Here is an 18,334-nt window from a genome sequence, read left to right on the forward strand (position 1 = left end):
TGTTTTATTGTTTTTTTTTGATATTTTTTATCAAAAAATAATTTTATTATATTATTCAATTAGTTATTTTTAATAATTTAAATGATAATCGTTATCGCTCATACAAAATAACTTATTGAAATACATTATTATTTTTATTAAGTGTTTAATTGTTAAGCTGGTGAAATACTACTCTATTTGTTTATAAAAAGATACAATGAAATGAGTAAGTTACAAATTTAGATCTTTTTTTAAAATTTCTGTCATTTTACAGTTTTGCCTTATCACTGACCTTCATTGTAAATCTCCAGGTTTTCAGACTCTTTATTAAATAGTGATCTTTTATTATCGCTTCGTTGCTGTTTTAATATAGACAGATAAGTATCATCCACATCTTCAGTGATATATTTACCGTCGAAGACTGAGCATTCTAAATGTTTAATATTTGGATTTTGTTCTGTGATCGAATCGATTAAGTCGGTTAGATCTTGAAAAATAACCTTGTCAGCGCCTATGTCTTTAGCTATTTCTGCTACGGTACGGTTATAAGCAATTAACTCACTAGCAACAGGCATATCTATGCCATATACATTCGGATGTCTAATTTCTGGGGCGGCTGATGCCAAATAAACTTTTTTTGCACCTACTGAGCGTACCATTTCCAGAATTTTTTGTGATGTGGTTCCTCGTACAATCGAATCATCGACTAACAGAACATTTTTCCCCTCAAACTCTATGCGATTTGCGTTAAGTTTGCGTCTGACAGATAATTTTCGAGTCATTTGTCCTGGCATAATAAATGTCCGGCCAATATAGCGATTTTTAACAAAGCCTTGCCTGTAAGGCTTATTTAAGATGCGTGCAATTTCAAGTGCTGCATCACATGATGTTTCGGGAATGGGAATAACAACATCAATGTCTGTATCAGACCATTCTCTGGCTATTTTCTTACCTAGTTTTTGCCCCATTAAGATTCGAGATTGGTAAACAGATACGCCATTCATCATTGAGTCAGGTCTTGCAAAATAAACATATTCAAAAATACAAGGATAATATTGAGGATTATCTGCACACTGTTGAGAATATAGCTGACCATCTTGGGTTATGTAGATCGCTTCACCTGGCATAACATCGCGCATAAATTCAAAATCAAGAATATCTAATGCTACACTTTCTGAGGCTACCATATATTCTACTTGTTGATCTTCAAGTATACGCTTACCTATCACTAAAGGACGAATACCATAAGGATCACGAAAAGCAACAAGTCCATGTCCTATAATCATTGCTACACAAGCATAGGCGCCTTTAATAATTTTATGTACCTGATGTATTGCGGTAAAAATATTATCGGCAGAGAGTGGGTAAGTTGGAAATTTATCAAGTTCACTGGCAAAAATATTCAGTAATACTTCTGAGTCAGAGTTAGTATTGATATGACGCCTTGCCAGCTCAAAGACTTTGTTACGTAGTTCATTAGCATTGGTTAAGTTGCCATTATGAGCAAGAGCAATTCCATAAGGAGAGTTAACATAAAAAGGTTGTGCTTCAGAAGGGCTTGAGCTTCCAGCGGTTGGATATCGGACATGCCCTATTCCTAAATTGCCTTGTAAGCGTTGCATATGCTGTTCTTGAAAAACATCTTTCACTAAACCATTTGCTTTACGTAAACGAAAACGGTTTTGTTCATCAATGGTTACAATGCCTGCTGCATCTTGCCCTCGATGCTGTAAAACAGTTAAAGCATCATAAATAGATTGATTAACAGTACTTTTTCCTACAATACCAACAACACCACACATACAATGGTTACCTCATGCTTATTGTGCTAAAAATGAAGATGAATTTTGTATATAATCAAAAAACCAACGAATGATAAAATGAAAATGAGGGATAAGTTCTGATTGAGTCCAGTACGGAGATTGTGATAACGGTGTGAAGGTATCGACAAAAAACAGCACTGCAGCTACGATTAAAATCCCACGTAATACACCAAAACAGATACCTAATACACGATCGGTACCGGATAATCCAGTTTTTTGAACTAGCTCACCAATGATGTAAGAAACCACTGCACAAACCAGTAAAGTTGCGATAAAAAGAATAACAATTGCAACGGCGGTACGGACTAAATCGCTATCAAAATAGGTTAAATAACCTGTAACATAAAAATAAAACCGACTTGCTATAAAAAAAGCAAGTATCCAACTAATAAGTGATAATGCTTCTCTGACAAAACCTCTGACAATACTGATCAGTGCAGAAAAAACAATGACAGCGATAATAGTAAAATCAACCCAATTCATAATAACTCACCAATTATGTTAATCATATACTCATCCTGATCATTTAAGTTTTTTCCACAAGCCTAAATAAACAGGAAGAGTGGTTTTATATAACTTTCATCTATGCCGTAATATCTTGTTTCTACCATTTGGATAGAATCGATTTCTAATTGGCAACAATGAAGCCTTTTAATTTTGTTAAATTGTTCAAATTAATAATGACTTGTTCAGCTTGTTCTTTTTTTGCATACGGACCTACTTGTAATTTAATTAACTGATTAGGCTCTGGATTTTCAGGTATAACAATGACGTTATAATTATTTAATCTCAATAACGCAACTAGCTCTTCTATTTTTTGTCTATTTTTTAAAGCGGTTAGCTGAATCATGTATGGTTTAGACTCAGGTTCTGTCGGTGTAGGATCAACAGGAATATCAATAGGTGTCAAAGGATCAGTATAAGGTTCTACTTCAGTAATATTGGGCTGTAAAATAGGTGTAGTTGATGACCGTAAATTTGATTTATCTGTAAGTACCCATGGTGCTATTAACGCTAAAATAAGTAATAGCGTTGCTAATCCAACCAATCTATTCCTTATTCTATTATTTTGGTTATTGGTAATTTTTTTTTGTTCCTTGGTCATAATTGCTTTTGCTCAATACTCCGATTTTGCAACACTTCTGATACGGTATGGAACGAACCACATACAACGATAATATCATCGTGTTTTGCTTCTTGTTTGGCTCTTTGATAAGCATCTGTAACGGTATCAAAAGTAGTCACATTTATAATGCCATTATCTAATAAATACTGCCTTAATACTTGAGCATTACATCCTCTTTCACCATACAGTGAAGCACAGTACCAGACATCACCGGTTAAAATAGATAACGTCGTTTTAATATCTTTATCTTTTAACATACCTATAACAAATCGTACTTTTCCGCTAAAAGATTGTTGCGCTTTTAATTGTTCTAATTGCTGAACTAAATAAGTTGCAGCATGCGGATTATGAGCAACATCAATAACGACAAGTGGCGAGGTTTGTATTATTTGAAATCGACCAATTAAACTTGATTGCTTTAAACCTTGACTAATTGCATCTTGAGAAACACTAAGTGAGGAATAACTTAAAGCAGCAAGCGCTGTAGCCGCATTGGCTAATGGTACATTTGGCAAAGGAAGAGGCTGATATAGGTCATTAGTTGAATGAAATTGCCACTGAGTTTCATTCAATTTTTGATAAGCCCAATCACGATTGAGTGCATAAAGTGGACAATTTACTGTTTTTGCCACATCCCAAATCGTGGTAGGAATATCCGGCTCACCAACAATAGCGATACTCTTTGTTTTAAATATACCGGCCTTTTCTCGTCCAATACTTTCACGAGTATTACCTAAATAATCAACATGATCGATAGCAATAGTTGTTATAACAGCTATATCTGCATCCACAATATTGGTAGCATCAAGCCTACCACCAAGACCGACTTCCAAAATAACAACATCTAATTTAGCTTGTTTGAACTGATAAAGGGCGGCTAATGTGGCATATTCGAAATAGGTTAATGATATATCACCTCGTGACTTTTCAATTTCGGTAAATGCCTTTACCGTTTCTAATTCACTTGATTCTTGATTATTAATACGAACACGTTCAGTAAAGCGTAGTAGATGAGGTGAACTGTACACCCCAACACGTTTTTTAGCAGCGAGCAGAATCATTTCAAGCGTTCGACACGTGGTACCTTTACCGTTAGTTCCAGCGACAGTAAAGATATAAGGTGCGGGTTGTAACAGATTTAGTCTCTGTGCAACCGTTTTTACGCGCTCTAGTCCCAACTCTATTGTAGTGGGATGTAGTTGCTCTAAATAACAAAGCCATGTCTTTAAATCAGACATGGCATCTGGTTTTTTATTTTGCATTGTCAATTAGACCGTCTCATCAACAACCATTTCATTAAAAGGATTAGGGAGTTTCATCAATTTAGCCAGCAAACCAGCAATTTTAACGCGCATATCTCTACGATGAATAATCATATCAATTGCACCTTTTTCAAGTAAAAACTCACTGCGTTGGAAACCTTCTGGCAACGTTTCCCGAACGGTTTGTTGAATAACTCGAGGACCGGCAAAACCAATTAAGGCTTTTGGCTCAGCAATATTGATATCACCAAGCATTGCCAAACTAGCAGATACCCCACCCATAGTTGGATCGGTCATCACAGAAATATAAGGAAGACCTTCATCTTGCATTTTAGCCAAAATAGCACTGGTTTTTGCCATTTGCATCAATGAAAAGAGTGCTTCTTGCATCCTAGCTCCGCCACTAGTTGAAAAACAGATTAGCGGACATTTATCAGCTATAGCTTGTTCAGCTGCCCGAACAAACAATGCCCCAACAACCGAAGACATTGAACCACCAATAAATGCAAACTCAAACGAAGCAACAACAACCGGAATACCCAGTAGTGTTCCTTTCATTACCACCATCGCTTCTTTTTCGTGAGTCTCTTTTTGCGCGGCAGTTAAACGATCTTTATATTTTTTAGTATCTTTAAATTTAAGGATATCTGTTGGCGCTAGATCTGTACCTAATTCAACATCGGAACCTTCATCTAAAAAGCGATACAGTCGAACACGCGCCGGAATATGCATATGATGATCACATTTAGGGCATACCTCTAAGTTACGATCAAGTTCGGCTTGGTAAATTATTTGTTCACAATTACTACATTTTGTCCAAACACCACCTGGAATATTCGCCTTTTTATGGTCAGACGATATATTATTTTTACTTAGAATTTTTTCTATCCAGCTCATTACAGTTCTCTCATTCAGGTATTCATCAATTACGAATATCGGGCTATTGTATAATAATTTGCACTAATTCTTAATAGTTATTTTCTTTGTTTATGTAAAAAAGTTTCAGGAAAACACTATGTTTCAATATAAAAATAAATCAGCCAATTACCAATAAAAAAGCCTTTTAGCTTAATTAATCATGTAGCAATCTGTTTTAATTATTACTACATAATTAATATGATCTTAAAAAATTATTAGTATATAATTATTAACATTCATTTTTCCATTTTTAGAAATAAGGGGTTATAGATGGACAAGGAAAAAACAGCCGCACCATCATTTCAAGATGTACTAGAATACATTCGTTTATCACGCCGGTTAAATAAACTTAAACGTGAAATCTCGGATAATGAGAAAAAAATCCGTGACAATCAAAAACGCGTGTTATTGCTTGAAAATTTAAGTGATTATATCAAACCTGATATGAGTTATGATGAATTACAAGCGATTATAGCTAATATGAAAAGCGATTATGATGATCGTGTTGATGATTATATTATTAAAAATGCTGAGATCTCAAAAGAGCGTCGTGAAATCAGCAAAAAAATGCGTACCTATCGATCTAATTAATATACTACGTATAAATAACGCCCGATAAATGGGCGTTATCATAAATTATAAAATCACCCGCCAGCTAATTTAACTTTAAACCCTTTATCTTCAAGTAATGATTTTAATAACTCACGTTTATCACCTTGAATCTCAATTGAGCCTTCTTTAACTGAACCACCACAACCACAACGTTTTTTAAGTTCTGCTGCTAATTGAAGTAATTGGCTATCATCCAAATCAAAACCGGAGATAACGCAAACACCTTTACCTTTTCGTCCCGAAGTTTGCCGTTGAATACGAACTATCCCATCACCTTTTGGACGAGTTATTGTCGCTTGAGTGGGTTTTATTCGACCTTGCTCGGTCGAATAAACAACTGGATTATCAGACATAATTCAATTAACTCTTATTTAAATCAAGTGTTGATAAAATTGTTTTTAACGCTTTAGTCGGATCTTCGGCTTGGGTAATTGGCCGTCCGATAACTAAGTAATCAGAGCCAGCCGCTTGAGCGCGTTGCGGGGTCATAATACGACGTTGATCATCAGGATTTGAACCAACCGGCCTAATGCCTGGTGTAACCAATTTAAAATCACCACCTAAGCGAGTTCTAAAACTCTGAACTTCTTTAGCGGAACAAACGACACCATCTAAACCACAATTCTTAGCTAAAATTGCTAACCTTGTTGCTTGTTCAAGAGGAGAGACATTAATCCCAATTTCATTAAGATCACTTGACTCCATACTTGTTAATACTGTTACAGCAATAAGTAGGGGTGCATCTTTACCATATACATAAAGAGCATCTTTAGCCGCCTTCATCATGCGTGAACCACCACTGGCATGTACATTTAGCATCCAAACGCCTAAGTCAGCCGCTGCTGTTACCGCTTTTTTAACGGTATTAGGAATATCATGAAATTTGAGATCTAAAAATACATCAAATCCCTTTTGCATAATCTGTTTAATAAAATCGGGGCCGGCATGAGTAAACAACTCTTTACCAATTTTAAGGCGACAATCTTTCGGTTCGACCTTATCAATAAAATTCCATGCTGACTTAACGTCAGCAAAATCAACAGCAACAATAATTGGTGATGACATAACAGATGTGTTCCTTCTTAATAATAAATTACTACTTATTTTTTTCTAACAAACTCATTTAAATCAGTATAAAAAATTCTGGCACTTTCCTTATAACCTTGCAAAGTTTGATGGACTAAATCTGCTCGAGCAAGACCTCGTTGCTTCCATTGTTTAATTGCAAAGTTGCCCCCCATGGCCTGTTGCCAATCCCAGAATAATGTTCTTTCGGTTTTAGCGACTTGTCTTTGAATATTTTTTATCCGAGAAAACGATTTCGGTGCTTCTTTTTCATTAGCCATCGTATCTGGAGGCGAAATCAATAAAATAGCAGCTTTTGGTAATGTCTTACGGATTTGACGAATATTGCTCACTAAATTTTTTCGATAAACATTAGCATCTAACGTTTCATCAAAACTTTCATTTGTCCCATATTCAAGTATCACCAGATCGCTTTGTGAAGAAGCTAACTCTCTAAACCAATTAGGACTCCATTTTTGCCATATTGTCTGTTTAGCGCCATTAGTAGCAATAGCCGAGACAATTACGCCTGATTTGTTATAACGAGTTAACCAAATACCACCTAATTCAATATCACTTTGACTCTTAATCACTAAAGGCATTTGTGAAACAACAGAAATTGTCTGCCATACATTATTTTTAGGTATATAGTTAAAATTAATTTTTCGATTATTGTTATCATACAGCCCTAATGATTTAGGCGAATCTTTTAACGTTTTAAAAGTCAATTTAATTTGCCAATCTTTATTTCTTAGAGCATTAGGAACGATTTCGATTATAGCTGGTGTTCGACTTGGTTTAGCAATAAAACCTCCCATAGGAAAATCTAAATCACTTAAAGTTCGACTACTTAAAATATTCCAATTGGAGCTTTTCCAACTCACCGCGGTATGGTTCTGCCCTTTTATTGCAGTTGGTGTTATCCATCCAATACCTGCATTACCATACTTTTGCTGCATTAAAGTTCGAAATTCACCCGTAAAAAAGTCCGCTGCTGTGTGTGAATCACCAAATTGCGTAATATTAACAACTTGATCGGAATTTTTATTACTTGCTAATGATTTTAAACGGTTAGCAAACTGCTTTGCATTAGGATCACCAAAATCAACCACACCCGAAATATTAGTCGTGGTCTTGCTCTCTGCGACACTACACCCAACAGTCATCGTCACTGTTAAAACAGCAATAATATACTTTAAAAATCTAATCACTATGGGTATCCTCTAATTTTTTATAAGTGATTTTTTCCATAATGGCCTTTGCCAAAATCTTTTGGCCAGTTGGAGTAAAATGAATCCCATCATCAACCCTTACTTTTGTTTTTTCCTTCCCAGTTTCAACAAAATTACTGAATTTCTCATAGCTACAACCTAACAAATCATTGGTTGTTAAAAAATGTTGCTGAGCTTTTTCTAATTCTGATTTATACAAAAAATTTAAGTAAACCATACCTTCATTTAATTTCGGTTTACGCATACAAGGGGCGGCAAGCCAAAGTACTTGAACATGATGCTCTTTAGCATTATTTAGTATCGTAGCAATTCGCATACGATACTGCTGTTCCCATAGTTCAGACTTAAATCTTGCGTATTTAGAATATCCTTTTACCGGAAAGTCCCAAGGATCATTAGGACCTAAAAAAACAACAAGCAATTTAATTGAAGGATCAGCAACTAAATTATCATTAATTGTTTTTGGCCAATCAAAAGCACTAGGATAAGCAAGCCCTGTGCTTTGTTTACTTAAATCAAGGCTCTCAATTTTATACTGTTTAAATAACATTTTTTTGACATATGGTGCAACACCCTGCATTAAAGAATCACCGGCAAAAAAGACTTTATCATTATCAGTTAATTGAATTGGGAAAGGGTGATAACTTAACAAAATATCGGTTGTTTTAGTTGGCAATGATTCTGTTTTTTCTGTGGAAACCACTTTATTCTTATCATGTTTAGCTCTTTGAGTTAATGCTTTTGAATCAATTATTAATGGTTGATTTACCGCTATTTGTTGCTGCGTATTTGTTTGAGTCTGATTATCTTTGTCTTTTTCAACCGTTTTATTTTTGAAATATAATTTAGCGGGTTTTGATTTACTTTGCTTAATCGTATGTACAACTTGTTTTTCTGACTTAGTAAGATCACTATTTTCAGACATAGCGACCGTTTCTTGATTATCTTGTTCTTGATTGGTCTCCTGTTCTAACTTTTGTAAAGAAGTGTCATCAACAATTAAGGTATCAGATTGTATATTAGCCATAGTATCAGAGTCGGAGTTCGAATCTGAATCAAAGTCAGCATCAGGATCAGAATCAGCATCAGAATCAGAATTAACATTGGCATGAATAAGATCAAAATGATAAGTCTGTTGCCAATAAATTAATATTGATTTGTAATAAATAACCATTAAGACCGTAGCTGTCATACATAACAGAATCAATATATAGCGAACAGATAGCGTTTTTTGAGTTAGTTCAGGTAATTGTGTACTTTGATTATCAGATTGCTTTACACCTTTATTCAAGGAATTATGACGTCTCCGTTTCAAATGATATTGAGTTTTTCTTTTATTTTTTGAAAACGATTTTCTATGTATCATAATTATTAAACATCATAGTTAAAAATTAGCATAAATAAAGTTCGGCACGCCAGATGGAGCAATGTATATAGCCAGCCACAATATCAAAATAAAAATAAAAGGCAAATAGCTTTGATTTATTTTGGTTATTTGCGAAATAAACCAATCAGGTACATCTTTACATATTGGATAAGCTAGGTAGATAAAACATATAACTAAAAATGCTCCTGCAAAATGAGGCTCTATCAAAAAGTTATGGGTTAATGCTGTCAGATAATCTACCGCATCAGGTAAACTTTCACAATTGAAAAATAACCAAGTAAAACAGACATAATGCCAAGTTAATAGCCGTGCAACAAAAGGCGAACGTTTACTGATCCACCCTCTTCCTAAATAGCGATCGCCCACATTCAAAGCGACAATGCCGATACCGTGACAAGCGCCCCAAATGATAAAATTAACGCCAGCACCATGCCACAAACCAGAAAGTAACATAGCTAACATCACATTGACTTGCGTACGACTAAAACCCCGACGACTACCACCTAATGGGATATAGATATAATCACGTATCCAGTGAGACAAACTAATATGCCAACGATCCCAAAACTCACGTAAATTTAATGATAAATAAGGAAAATTAAAGTTAATCGGCAAGCGGAAACCTAACAACAAAGCCATACCTGTTACTAAATCGGTATAACCGGAAAAGTTCAAATAGATCTGCATAGCATAAGCATATAGCCCAACCAATAGATCGATAACATTAAATTCCAGAGGATTAGCAAAAATCGGATTAACCCAATTTTCACTAATTATCCCACCTAAACAATAAACCTTAATCACTGATAAGGTGATCAAAGTAAAAGCACGAAAGGGTTGTAACACTGCACGTGGTTGGGTAATGGCTATTTGCGGTAAAAACTCTTTTGCTCGATTTATTGGGCCAGCAATAATACTTGGAAAGAAGGATAAAAAGAGAACAAAATCCTCAAATTTAGCTACCGCTATTTCTTTTTTCTTTACTGAAACTAAGTAACTGACTGAATGGAAAGTATAAAATGAGATCCCAATTGGAATTAATACCGCCACAACAGGTAAAGTAATGGGCAAATGCAGGAAATTAAATAGAGATTGTAATTCATACCTGAAAAAATCGAAATATTTAAACAAGGCTAGATTCGTTATCGACGCAATTAAACCAACAATTAGCCAAGATTTTGCGTGACGTTCTGAGGTCGCTATCATGACCGAAAAAAGGTAAATCGCACAGGTGTAGACAAAAAGGATCAGTGCAAATTGCCAACTATAACTTATTACAACCAAATAACTGACAATGATTAATAATCTATTTTGTAATTTGGGTAATAGATTACATGCCCAATACAAGGCAAAGAAAGCTATGAAAAGTAAACCAAATTCAATAGATAAATAACTCACTACAATCCTTTTTTACATAAACATATAGTTAACCTGAAACTTTTTTACAAAATAATTTAATGCACAATCACTAATCAATCACTTCTGATTGAGCAAGTACATTATAAACAATCAATTCCTTATTTAATCCAGTCACAGAAAGTAACTGTTGTCTGGCTTGCATCCATAAATCATATAGCGCGGTAATTTTCTCATGACTATTGGTTGCTAGCAATCTTACTAATGGAACTTGATCGCGATTAACAATAAAACGCCCGACTTTTTGCTTAGCTTTTAGAGCATCACTTAATAAAGCACAAAACCAAACAATTCGTTCTATAAACTGTTCATGCTCAAATGTCTTAGCCAGTTGCCAATAATCATTTTGGGGTAAAGCTGTTAATAAATTCTCACAAAAATTCTTTCGTTGCTGCCACTTTTCTGGCGCTAATAAAGCAAGCGCTGTTAATGGCGCATTTTCGCTCAATAACAGCGCTGAGGCAAGTTCATTATCACTATAGGCTAAATTATGATTCTTTTTTAACCATTCAATAGATTGTGCCAATTCAGGGACTTTCAAAAAATAACTAAAACAACGACTGTGAATTGTCGGAAGAAGTTGACTATTATGTTCATCACTCAAAATGAAATAAGTATTTTCAGGTGGTTCTTCTAATGTTTTTAATAATGCATTGGATGCCGCTTCGGTCATTAATGCCGCTCGCTTGATCCAAATCACTTTATTACCACCTTGCTGTGATTTTTCGTAAACTTTACTCGACAGACTGCGGATCTGGTCAATACCTATTGATTGTTTGCCTTGTTCATTGGTGATCACATAATAATCAGGGTGATTATTAGATAAAAATAACTGACAGCTATGACAGGTTAAACAGGGTGCTAGCTGTTCTGTTGATTGACATAATAAACGATTAGCTAACTGTTTAATCAGTTCATCCTCACCACTACCTTGAACATAACTAATCAATAACGCATGGTGAGCGCGTTGTTGTAATATGTTTAATGCTAATTGTTGATAAGGTAAAGTAAGCCAAGGATAATCATCTAATTTCATCTATTATTAACCTGTTTTGGTAACCATGTTGTTAAAATCTGTTCAATCTGCTCTATTACATTATTGAGTGGTTTTGCAGCATCAATAGTGATAATTGTTTCATCTTGTTTAGCAAGTTCTTGATAACGCTGGCGAATGCGCTTAAAAAATAATAAAGACTGCTGTTCAATACGATCAAGTTTACCGCGTGATGCTGCACGCATTAAACCAATCTCAGGGTCAATATCCAAATATAAAGTCAGGTCTGGTTTGAAATCACCTAAAACTTGTTCTTTTAGCGTCTTAATAAACACATTATCAAGCTGACGACCACCGCCTTGATAGGCTTGCGTCGATAAATCGTGACGATCACCTATTACCCATTTACCGGATTTCAAAGCAGGTTTAATTACATTATCAATGAGTTGAATACGAGCGGCATATAACATCAATAGTTCTGCTTTATCGGTTAACGGCTCATCATCAAGACCATTTTTAATAATGTTACGTAACGCTTCGGCAATAGGTGTTCCACCTGGTTCACGGGTAAATTGCAAATCACAAATATTATGTTGTGTTAAGATAGAAGCAACGGTATTAATAGCTGTTGTTTTACCTGCTCCTTCAAGCCCCTCAATGACAATAAATTTACCTGTCATGTTAATTTCCTGATCTTGTTAAACTGATAGAATGAGATGAACATCAAAAATGTTGCTATTGTACGCTATTTTTCCGCATTTTTTTAGCGTCTACGGTTAGAAGTATATTGAAAAGAGTGTAATTTATTATTTAGCTGTAAAATCCTTAAAAATAATCATTATTTTCAATGAAAATTCGTATATTTTAATGATGAACCGCAAATTGACTTAGCCTATAAATAAGATCGCTGTTATAGTTTTGCAGATAAATCTGATTATTTAATTTTAATCTACCTATCAAAAATAGAATAATCAGTTAGGAATGACAATTTATCGCTTTATTTATATCAGGTAGTGTAAATGGTTCAACATTTTAAAAATTATAAGAACAATCTTTTAAAATCAATTAACTTAAAACAAAAAATCAAATTAATACTAACTATTGTATTGATGACAATAGTCATTATTAACATTATGTTCATAATCAAAATCAATTCAAACATAATTGTTTTCAAAGCGATTGAATCTTATACCTACATCATTACTTTTGTTATCAGTTTAATCTTTGCCTTTACCCCAAAAACATTACTATGTGAACGCATTTATGTACGGATAAAAAAATATCTTATAAGACTTATAAGTATTTTTTTAATCTGTTTTTTCACAATATGCTTGTTTCCTTATAATGTAGTCTATTTTATGCAGGGCGAATATAAAATCACCACCCCGGGTCCAAGAGCATTTAAACATCATCACTGTAAAACAGGGATTAGAATATTTGATGAATATACCACAACAAGCTTTTTTCTCTGTTTTACAAAAAATGAGAGCATCCAGTATAGTAACAAGGCATTAGTAACGATAAAAACCACACCATTTGGTTCGTATTTATCTGATTATAAATTGTTTATTCAAAACTAATATTTAATCGCTATTTTTAGCCCTGTAGGTACAGGGAACACGTTTTTCAGCACGTTCTGCTATTTCACATATATCGGTTTATCCCTGTGGGTACAGGGAACACTGTAATAACCCGCCACCCTAGCCGGCTATGTTCGGTTTATCCCTGTGGATACAGGGAACACAATTTTTTATGTCCTAACCTCGATTGAATCTCCGGTTTATCCCTGTGGGTACAGGGAACACTAATGGACTCTGGTTTCCCTGTTTTGTTACGTTCGGTTTATCCCTGTGGGTACAGGGAACACGATAGTGTGCTCATTTATACCCTAAATGGTCACGGTTTATCCCTGTGGGTACAAGGAACACGTAACAAATGGCGTCTCTATTATTTTGTAAACCGGTTTATCCCTGTGGGTACAGGGAACACAACATTCTCATCGTTATCTTCGGCAATGGCTGCGGTTTATCCCTGTGGGTACAGGGAACACAACAATAGGATTTTTTATAAACGAAATTATTTCGGTTTATCCCTGTGGGTACAGGGAACACACCTGCCGAAACAGACCATGAATGTGAAACCTCGGTTTATCCCTGTGGATACAGGGAACACAGGAAAAAAAGATAAAGGCAATGAAGCTGGAGCGGTTTATCCCTGTGGATACAGGGAACACGCCCCTTATCGACCATTAAAGACCATTATTGACGGTTTATCCCTGTGGATACAGGGAACACAAGCTATTTAAATGTACTATTAGCGATAAATACGGTTTATCCCTGTGGATACAGGGAACACTCGAATGATGTTGCGAATGGCCCACGGGGTGCCGGTTTATCCCTGTGGATACAGGGAACACGATACGGTTTTGCTCATACTGACGGCTAGCAGCGGTTTATCCCTGTGGATACAGGGAACACAATATTCTATATTATTTATATTCCAAAACTATCGGTTTATCCCTGTGGATACAGGGAACACAAATTTAGCTGATCACATACCTAATAAATCAACGGTTTATCCCTGTGGATACAGGGAACACTGATAGCGTCCCTGTGGGCAATGGTTAACTAGCGGTTTATCCCTGTGGATACAGGGAACACATTATTGCGTTATACGATATGTTGACAAAATACGGTTTATCCCTGTGGATACAGGGAACACTCTAATTATAGTCACTTGATTTATTTAAAGTTATAGCAACACTCCAATTCTACCAACTTTTTCTTATTTTTAAAGAACTTTAACCTATTGATTTTCAACAGGTAAAAATGAGACTAATCGTAGACCATCTAGATCTACCGGAACTCTTCTGTTAGTACCGTAAGTTTGAAAGTCAAAACCTGATTCGGTATTGGTTGCCCAAGCAAGGACGACATTGCCTTCTTCGGCCAATTCAAGGATTTGTTGCCAAATCATTTCTCTAATTGGTCGGGATATATCACCTATATAGACACCAGATCTGATCTCTAATAGCCAAATAGCTAGACGCCCTCTTAACCTTGCTGGGACATTTTCGGTTACCACAACGGCCATACTCATGTTAGTGACTCCTAAAACCACAATCCGCAAGTGATTGTGGCTCTGGTATTGCCGGAGGTTGGATATCTTTTGGCGGTGGTGGTGGTTCAATTCCACCAGCAGATAAAACATCTTCAATTAATGGTATTAGCTTGGCTAGCGTTTTTTGACTTCTAAAAATTTCTCGGCAAGCGATACGAACTTCTCGTTCATGATCATCGGTCTTTTTAGTGGCGATTTCAAAAGCTTTAGGAACCACAGTATCAAATTTGATAATGTCTGCAATATCATAAACAAAAGAAAGAGGTTTGCCACTATGAACAAAACCAATCGCCGGCGCGTAACCGGCTGCTAAAATAGCCGCTTCCGTTATGCCATATAAGCAAGATGTTGCAGCACTGATACACTGATTTACTGTATCGCCTTTTTGCCAATCTTTGGGATCATATCGTCGTCCATGCCATTTAACATGATGACGTTTGGCGAGTAATGAGTAGATTTCGCGTACTCGTGAACCCTCTATTCCTCGTAACTGCTCAATAGAACGGCGACTTGGGGCGGGTTCGCCAAAACGTAGTTCAAACATCTTTTTCACTACCTTTAAACGCAAATCATCATCCAACGCCAACTTTGCTTGATAGAGGAGTTTATCGGATCTTGCCCCTCCCGGTTGCCCCGATGAGTACATTCTAACGCCTGCTTCACCGACCCAAACAAGTAAAGTGCCGACAGTAGCGGCTAATTTTATCGCCGCATGGGAAACTCGGGTACCCGGCTCTAGCATAATACAGGCAATAGAGCCGACAGGAATATGAGTTCTAATGCCATTTTTATCGACTAAAACAAACGCACCATCGATAACATCAATTTGACCATACTGTAAAAATATCATTGATGTTCTATCTTTTAACGGGATCGGGTTTAAAGGAATATAAACCATATCACTTACCTATTGCAGGCGTTTAATTAAGAATAGACCACAACCAAACCCTCTACTTTTACCAATGCCATGATAGATCGTTTCTAAAAAAAGATTAGGTTCGGTAACCTTTAAAATACCCTCAAAATCAACGCTGCTGTAATTGATAGGTTTTAGTTCTTTTTTCTTGATAAATTGATGTTGAAAATAATCCATAACTTGACAACTAATTTGCCCATTAACATCTTGTAATAGGGAGAATCCTCTTTGTTTACCTTGTTTAACTAACCAATCAATTGCAGCTTGGTCTTGATTAATTTTGACTTCCGCCTTAGATAAGCCCTGTTTTTTTGCTAAATGTTTGGCATTCATCATCACATCATAACGTTTACCTTGTTTGCAAATAACCGGATTTGCCCTTAACGAAAAAGTTAACTCCATACCTTCTGTTAATTGTGGTGAGTAGGGTTTACTCTCAATCAAGAATAGTTCATGCTGAGTAAGCGGTGCAACCTCAGATAATAGGTAATATTGCTGATTTCTACCTGATTGAAGTTCACGAAAAAGAAATGGTCTTTTCTCCTCATTAGGAAACAGTTGCCATAACCATTGATGAATGGCGTATTGTTTCATACTGTGGATTTTTTGTTGCATGACGTAAGGAATACGCTCTAATTTAAGTGTAATTCGAGAAAAATACATCTATTCGCTCCCTGTTAAATATCCTGAATATTGCAACCGCGATTCAAATTGCCAACGTGTACGGTTTATTGGCTGATCGTGGCGACGTTGGATTTTTTTCACTGCCAATGTGGCATCTTGACTGGCATTTTCCCAATAATATTCATTAGCTTTTTCATGCAATAAAAGACTAATTGAAGGATCTTGCTGATGATATTGCTGATAGTATTGATCAGCAAAAATAAATGCCTCAGAGAGAGAGCCTTCAAAGATAACTGGTGATAGAGGTAAGGCTAATGGTGAATTTTTGCGACCAATGTATAACGGGAAGACAGGGGTTAATAACGCCTGCTTTATGTCCATAACCCGATAAGGCGCATTTTCAGTTTCGGTCATTACAATTTGATAATAAACATCGTTGTAATACTCACGCCAAGAAAGTAAGGTTTCTAACTCTTGTGGATCACGCCGTAGTTCATCAAATCGGGTTGCCAAATACTGTTTTTTATTAGCTTTTGGCACTTGATTAGTTTGAAAATCGCTAAACCAGCTACATTGACTAATAAAGGGGCGAATAGCAAAGTGATAATGGCAATTAAAGTTATCAAGTTGACTATCATCTCTATGAATGCCTAGCGCTGCTGCAACTAACCCTAATAATGCCGAACGCGAAGGAATAACGTTGCTATGCCTAACCTCACCGACAGCATGCTCTCCCCATGAAGTAAATGGCGCATAAATCTGAAAAATAAGATGTTTGGTCATCTTTAAAACTCCCTATTTTTGTGCAACAAAATCTAATGCTGCAGTGAAAGTTCCTTCTCCAGTTTCTGTATTAAGTTTATAACGGCTATCGGCGCATTGACCATAGACTTGGTCAAACTTATCAAGTTGTTGCTCTATGCGTTCAATTGCATCTTTCACCAGATCTTCACTGCGAATCGATTTAAAGTAAGCAACCGCTAAAGAACGTGGTTGAGCAGATCCTTTTTCAATCAATAAATAAGAGGTATAAGCACGCGAAGCAAAACTGTTTTGCATTCCGCTTGGTGCAACTTTACTCGCCGCTTCGGTTAACGCTTTGAGCGTTTTTTCAACCAGTGCTTCATCACCGTTTAAATTATCCAGTAGTAAATCGCGACTAATGCAGATGTAAGTATAAAACAGTGCCGAAGCAAATCGTCGATCACCTAAGTGACCCGAGCCGGCATCTTTCTTTTTGGTATTTAAATCATCAACTGCGGTGAAAAAATCATCCTCAATAGTTACGGTACTCACGCCTAAAGCATGAGATACTTGACAAGCGGCTTCAACATTAAATGCTGGATTATCTGCTAACATACGCCCAAATAGCGCAATATCAATACTACTATTTTCTTTACGTAATAACTTAACTTCGGCATCGGTTGGCTCACGTTTATCACTAATCAACTGTTTAACTAATTTATCAATCGCTTGTTGTTCAGTATTACTAATATGTACCAGTTGTTCGATCTCCAAATTGGCTAACGGATCTTTAGGTTTTTTTTCATTTTTAACTTTACCAAACTGGCTAGCTATTTTTGCCGCACTTGCCATAGCAATTTTATCGGGAATGCCTTGATTATGCATTGGTGTATACACCCAGTCTCTGGCAAAACGCCGTGAACGAGTGCCAATATGGTCACTTAATGCTTGATAAAAAATGTCTGATGTTCGCCACGCTCTTTTTAAACTCTGTGAAGAAATACGTAAGCGGCCACTATTCCCCATTATGGCGGTTTTGGGGCATCCAAACTCATCGCGATTTAAATTAGACGGCGCATAAGCAGTTAACAAATGTAATTGAATAAATGTTGTCAT

18 protein-coding genes and 1 CRISPR repeat array are annotated in these 18,334 nt (G+C 36.0%); of the genes, 1 reads left to right on the plus strand and 17 read right to left on the minus strand.

Going from position 1 to position 18,334, the window contains the following annotated elements; all coding sequences use genetic code 11:
• Nucleotides 1–263 precede the first annotated feature (263 nt).
• The 5 genes from purF to accD form a co-directional block, all read right to left on the minus strand.
• The gene (gene purF, locus A9G11_RS03950; RefSeq protein ID WP_065618229.1) at nt 264–1,781 is read right to left on the minus strand and encodes an amidophosphoribosyltransferase; all 1,518 of its coding nucleotides are present in this window, start codon (nt 1,779–1,781) and stop codon (nt 264–266) included.
• 18 nt (nt 1,782–1,799) lie between these two features.
• Nucleotides 1,800–2,285 carry a CvpA family protein gene (locus A9G11_RS03955; RefSeq protein WP_065618230.1) on the minus strand — a complete coding sequence of 162 codons (486 nt, stop codon included), beginning with the start codon at nt 2,283–2,285 and terminating at the stop codon, nt 1,800–1,802.
• Nucleotides 2,286–2,430: 145 nt separating this feature from the next.
• On the minus strand, nt 2,431–2,907 hold the full coding sequence (locus A9G11_RS03960; protein WP_065618231.1) for an SPOR domain-containing protein: 477 nt from the start codon (nt 2,905–2,907) through the stop codon (nt 2,431–2,433).
• Complete coding sequence (folC, locus tag A9G11_RS03965; protein WP_065618258.1) at nt 2,904–4,190, minus strand: bifunctional tetrahydrofolate synthase/dihydrofolate synthase; 1,287 nt, start codon at nt 4,188–4,190, stop codon at nt 2,904–2,906. Before folC ends, A9G11_RS03960 begins: the two co-directional genes overlap by 4 nt.
• A 6-nt stretch (nt 4,191–4,196) precedes the next feature.
• On the minus strand, nt 4,197–5,087 hold the full coding sequence (gene accD, locus A9G11_RS03970; RefSeq protein ID WP_065618232.1) for an acetyl-CoA carboxylase, carboxyltransferase subunit beta: 891 nt from the start codon (nt 5,085–5,087) through the stop codon (nt 4,197–4,199).
• A gap of 291 nt (nt 5,088–5,378) precedes the next feature.
• Here accD and tmaR point away from each other — a divergent pair, with 291 nt between their 5' ends.
• A complete protein-coding gene (gene tmaR / locus A9G11_RS03975; RefSeq protein WP_065618233.1) occupies nt 5,379–5,699 on the plus strand; it encodes a PTS system regulator TmaR in 321 nt (106 codons plus the stop codon).
• Between the two features lie 53 nt (nt 5,700–5,752).
• Here the strand turns inward: tmaR and yciH are convergent, their stop codons facing one another.
• The 12 genes from yciH to cas7e form a co-directional block, all read right to left on the minus strand.
• Nucleotides 5,753–6,073 (minus strand): stress response translation initiation inhibitor YciH, encoded by a 321-nt coding sequence (yciH, locus tag A9G11_RS03980; RefSeq protein WP_065618234.1) that lies wholly within the window; start codon nt 6,071–6,073, stop codon nt 5,753–5,755.
• 7 nt (nt 6,074–6,080) lie between these two features.
• A complete protein-coding gene (gene pyrF, locus A9G11_RS03985; protein ID WP_065618235.1) occupies nt 6,081–6,785 on the minus strand; it encodes an orotidine-5'-phosphate decarboxylase in 705 nt (234 codons plus the stop codon).
• A 35-nt stretch (nt 6,786–6,820) separates the two neighbouring features.
• Entirely contained in the window at nt 6,821–7,996 is a 1,176-nt protein-coding gene (locus A9G11_RS03990; protein ID WP_065618236.1) for a GDSL-type esterase/lipase family protein, read from the minus strand.
• On the minus strand, nt 7,989–9,308 hold the full coding sequence (locus tag A9G11_RS03995) for an SGNH/GDSL hydrolase family protein (protein WP_065618237.1): 1,320 nt from the start codon (nt 9,306–9,308) through the stop codon (nt 7,989–7,991). Before A9G11_RS03995 ends, A9G11_RS03990 begins: the two co-directional genes overlap by 8 nt.
• A 93-nt stretch (nt 9,309–9,401) precedes the next feature.
• Nucleotides 9,402–10,802, minus strand: coding sequence for an MBOAT family O-acyltransferase (locus A9G11_RS04000; RefSeq protein WP_065618238.1), 1,401 nt, complete (start codon nt 10,800–10,802; stop codon nt 9,402–9,404).
• Nucleotides 10,803–10,872: 70 nt separating this feature from the next.
• The gene (gene holB, locus A9G11_RS04005; RefSeq protein WP_065618239.1) at nt 10,873–11,856 is read right to left on the minus strand and encodes a DNA polymerase III subunit delta'; all 984 of its coding nucleotides are present in this window, start codon (nt 11,854–11,856) and stop codon (nt 10,873–10,875) included.
• Nucleotides 11,853–12,494: a dTMP kinase gene (gene tmk / locus A9G11_RS04010; RefSeq protein ID WP_065618240.1), complete on the minus strand. Its 642-nt coding sequence runs from the start codon at nt 12,492–12,494 to the stop codon at nt 11,853–11,855. The genes holB and tmk overlap by 4 nt, the downstream gene beginning before the upstream one ends.
• Nucleotides 12,495–13,468: 974 nt before the next feature.
• A CRISPR array of direct repeats spans nt 13,469–14,535; the repeat unit is 29 nt; unit sequence CGGTTTATCCCTGTGGATACAGGGAACAC.
• A gap of 84 nt (nt 14,536–14,619) precedes the next feature.
• Nucleotides 14,620–14,913 (minus strand): type I-E CRISPR-associated endoribonuclease Cas2e, encoded by a 294-nt coding sequence (gene cas2e / locus A9G11_RS04020; RefSeq protein ID WP_065618242.1) that lies wholly within the window; start codon nt 14,911–14,913, stop codon nt 14,620–14,622.
• A gap of 1 nt (nt 14,914) precedes the next feature.
• Nucleotides 14,915–15,832, minus strand: coding sequence for a type I-E CRISPR-associated endonuclease Cas1e (cas1e, locus tag A9G11_RS04025; protein ID WP_065618243.1), 918 nt, complete (start codon nt 15,830–15,832; stop codon nt 14,915–14,917).
• 9 nt (nt 15,833–15,841) lie between these two features.
• Nucleotides 15,842–16,513 carry a type I-E CRISPR-associated protein Cas6/Cse3/CasE gene (cas6e, locus tag A9G11_RS04030; protein ID WP_065618244.1) on the minus strand — a complete coding sequence of 224 codons (672 nt, stop codon included), beginning with the start codon at nt 16,511–16,513 and terminating at the stop codon, nt 15,842–15,844.
• Entirely contained in the window at nt 16,514–17,257 is a 744-nt protein-coding gene (gene cas5e / locus A9G11_RS04035; protein WP_065618245.1) for a type I-E CRISPR-associated protein Cas5/CasD, read from the minus strand.
• Between the two features lie 12 nt (nt 17,258–17,269).
• Nucleotides 17,270–18,334: a type I-E CRISPR-associated protein Cas7/Cse4/CasC gene (cas7e, locus tag A9G11_RS04040; protein WP_065618246.1), complete on the minus strand. Its 1,065-nt coding sequence runs from the start codon at nt 18,332–18,334 to the stop codon at nt 17,270–17,272.

Source organism: Gilliamella sp. wkB108 (assembly GCF_001690195.1).
In the GTDB taxonomy this organism is placed as follows: domain Bacteria; phylum Pseudomonadota; class Gammaproteobacteria; order Enterobacterales; family Orbaceae; genus Gilliamella; species Gilliamella apicola_L.